This is a genomic window from Nocardioides sp. R-C-SC26 (genome assembly GCF_021246465.1).
Lineage (GTDB): Bacteria > Actinomycetota > Actinomycetes > Propionibacteriales > Nocardioidaceae > Nocardioides.
This window is the reverse complement of record NZ_JAHRHK010000011.1, coordinates 146033-149042: the sequence shown is the minus strand read 5'-3', so window position 1 is coordinate 149042 and position 3010 is coordinate 146033. Positions and strand designations below refer to the sequence as shown.

Sequence of the window (3010 nt, the reverse complement as noted above, 5' to 3'; positions counted from 1 at the left end):
TTGACGGGCGAACCTTTGCCCGTCCAGTGCGGGTCCTGCCTGCTGGCCGGGGAACCCCCCAAGCGCCGCAGGCAGGTTTCCCCGGTTGGCCGGGGAAACCTGCAACGTCGACGGGCACACCCCGCACCGCCCCGCCGAACGTGCCCGGCGACTGAGGTGGAAAGTCCCGTGCGGCCGGGACGCTGCGTGCGGCACCATCGTCTCCTGTGGGACATGTCGATGTGGCCGGAGTGCGCTACGAGCTTCCCGACGGCCGGGTGCTGCTCGACGACGTCGGGTTCCGCGTCGGTGACGGCGCGAAGGTGGCGTTGGTCGGCGCCAACGGCGCCGGCAAGACCACGCTGCTGCGCATCGTCACCGGAGAGCTCGCGCCGCACGCCGGTGTCGTCACGCGCAGCGGCGGACTCGGGGTGATGCGGCAGGACGTCAAGGCCGGCCTCGGCGAGGATCCGAGCGTGGCGGACCTGCTGCTCAGCGTCGCGCCGGTGCGGGTGCGGGAGGCGGCACGCGTCGTCGAGCAGTGCGAGCTCGCGCTGATGGAGGACGACGACGAGAAGACCCAGATGCGCTACGCCGACGCGCTCCACGAGTACGCCGACGCGGGTGGCTACGACCTCGAGGTCGTCTGGGACGTCACCACGATGAAGGCGCTCGCGCTGCCCTTCGACCGCGCCAAGTACCGCGCTCTGCGCACGCTCAGTGGCGGTGAGCAGAAGCGGCTCGTCCTGGAGTACCTGCTGGCCGGCCCCGACGAGGTCCTGCTGCTCGACGAGCCGGACAACTACCTCGACGTCCCCGGGAAGATCTGGCTGGAGCAGCGCATCGCCGCCTCCGACAAGACGATCCTCTACATCAGCCACGACCGCGAGCTGCTGGCCAACACCGCGACGCGCGTGGTGACCGTCGAGCTGGGACACGCCGGCAACCTGGTCTGGACCCACCCGGGGGGCTTCGCCAGCTACCACGACGCGCGTCGCGACCGCTTCGCCCGCTTCGAGGAGATGCGCAAGCGGTGGGACGAGGAGCATGCCAAGCTCAAGGCGCTCGTCCTCCGGCTCAAGATCAAGTCCGAGTACAACGACGGGATGTCGAGCCAGTACCGCGCCGCGCAGACCCGGCTCCGCAAGTTCGAGGAGGCCGGGCCGCCGATCGAGCAGCCGCGCGAGCAGAACGTCGTGATGCGACTGCAGGGCGGCCGCACCGGCAAGCGCGCCGTCGTCTGCGAGGGCCTGGAGCTCAGCGGCCTGATGAAACCGTTCGACCTCGAGGTCTGGTACGGCGAGCGGGTCGCGGTGCTGGGCTCCAACGGCTCGGGCAAGTCGCACTTCCTGCGGCTGCTGGCCGCGGGCGGCTCCGATCCCGACCCGGCGACCGGGGCGGCACACCTCGTCGAGGACGCGGTTGGCGGCGTCGCGATCGAACCGGTGCGCCACACCGGCCTGGCCAAGCTCGGCGCCCGCGTGGTGCCGGGCTGGTTCGTGCAGACCCACGAGCATCCCGAGCTCCTCGGACGCACGCTGCTGGAGATCCTGCACCGTGGCGAGGGGAGGCGGGCCGGCATGGGTCGCGAGCAGGCCGCGCGGGTGCTGGATCGCTACGAGCTCAGCGCCCAGTCCGAGCAGACCTTCGAGTCGTTGAGCGGCGGCCAGCAGGCGCGCTTCCAGATCCTGATGCTCGAGCTCTCCGGGGCGACGCTGCTGCTGCTCGACGAGCCGACCGACAACCTCGACGTCCAGAGTGCCGAGGCGCTGGAGGCCGGACTCGAGGCCTTCGAGGGCACCGTGCTCGCGGTGACCCACGACCGCTGGTTCGCCCGCGGTTTCGACCGCTTCCTGGTCTACGGCGCGGACGGCGAGGTCTATGAGTCCTCCGGGCCGGTGTGGGACGAGGGTCGTGTGGTGCGCGCACGATGAGCGAGCGCGAGACGAGGCAGGACACGATGCGGATCCGACGGATCGACCCGCGCGACGACGCGGTGTTCGACGGCTGGCACGCCGTCTACGCCGCCGCCGAGTGCGAGGGCATGGCCGAGTACGCGACGATCTGGTCTCGCCGCGAGTGCCAGGAGATGTATGCGGGTCGCGCGAGCCCGTTCGTCGATCACCGGGTCTACCTGGGAACCGTGGACGGCGAGCCGGTGTGCACCGGCTACCTGAGGATCCCACTGCAGGACAACCTGGACGCCGCGATGGTGCAGGTGTGCACCGCGCCCGGTCGTCGTCGCGCCGGGCACGGCACCCAGATGCTGGCGGAGCTCGAGCGCGAACTGGCCGAGCTGGGGCGCACGCGGCTCGACGCCCAGGCCTCGTGGCCGGAGACGCACGGTGCGCAGGGCGAAGACTGGCCCGGGCGCGAGTTCGCGCTCGCACGCGGTTTCCGGCTCACGCTGGGGGAGGTGCAGCGTGAGCTCGCGCTGCCCGTGCCCGACGCCGTCCTCGACGACCTCGAGCTGCTGGCCGCGACGAGGCACGAGGGCTACCGCCTGCACCGCTGGAGCGGGCCGGTGCCCGACGAGTTCGCCGAGGGCTGGGTGACGCTGGCCGCGACGCTGGCGACGGAGGCTCCGATGGGGGAGGGCGAGCACGAGGACGACGTCGCCGACGTGGAGGCCCTGCGCCAGACCGAGGAGATGAGCGCGCGTCAAGGTCGGGTCGATCACGCTGCCATCGCCCTGGCACCCGACGGCGAGCTGGTCGCCTACACCCAGATCCAGGCCTCCTCCGACGGAACCGGGCGGGCCTATCAGTGGGGCACCCTCGTGCGCTCGGATCACCGCGGGCACCGTCTCGGGTTGGCGGTCAAGGTCGCCAATCTGCGCCAGCTCCAGGAATCCGGGACCACCGATCACACCGTGGTGACCTGGAACGCCGAGGTGAACGCCCACATGATCGGCGTCAACGAGCAGTTGGGCTTCCGCCCCGTCGCGCGCGCCGGCGAGTTCCAGAAACGGCTGCCGTCCCGCGCCTGACGACGACTCCGCCCGCCCGCTGCCGGGCCCGCGGGGGGGGGG

The 3010-nt window shown here is 71.5% G+C and carries 2 protein-coding genes; both read left to right on the top strand.

The genetic code is table 11. The annotated features are described in order from the left end of the window. Nucleotides 1-206: 206 nt before the first annotated feature. Nucleotides 207-1913 (top strand): ABC-F family ATP-binding cassette domain-containing protein, encoded by a 1707-nt coding sequence (locus KSO97_RS11835; RefSeq protein ID WP_232679104.1) that lies wholly within the window; start codon nt 207-209, stop codon nt 1911-1913. A 26-nt stretch (nt 1914-1939) separates the two neighbouring features. Then, nucleotides 1940-2968, top strand: coding sequence for a GNAT family N-acetyltransferase (locus tag KSO97_RS11830; RefSeq protein WP_232679103.1), 1029 nt, complete (start codon nt 1940-1942; stop codon nt 2966-2968). Nucleotides 2969-3010 lie beyond the last annotated feature (42 nt).

What these genes read in the sequence shown, in the direction of transcription:
- KSO97_RS11830 (WP_232679103.1), top strand. Translation starts at nt 1,940, where the DNA reads ATGCGGATCCGACGGATCGACCCGCGCGACGACGCGGTGTTCGACGGC.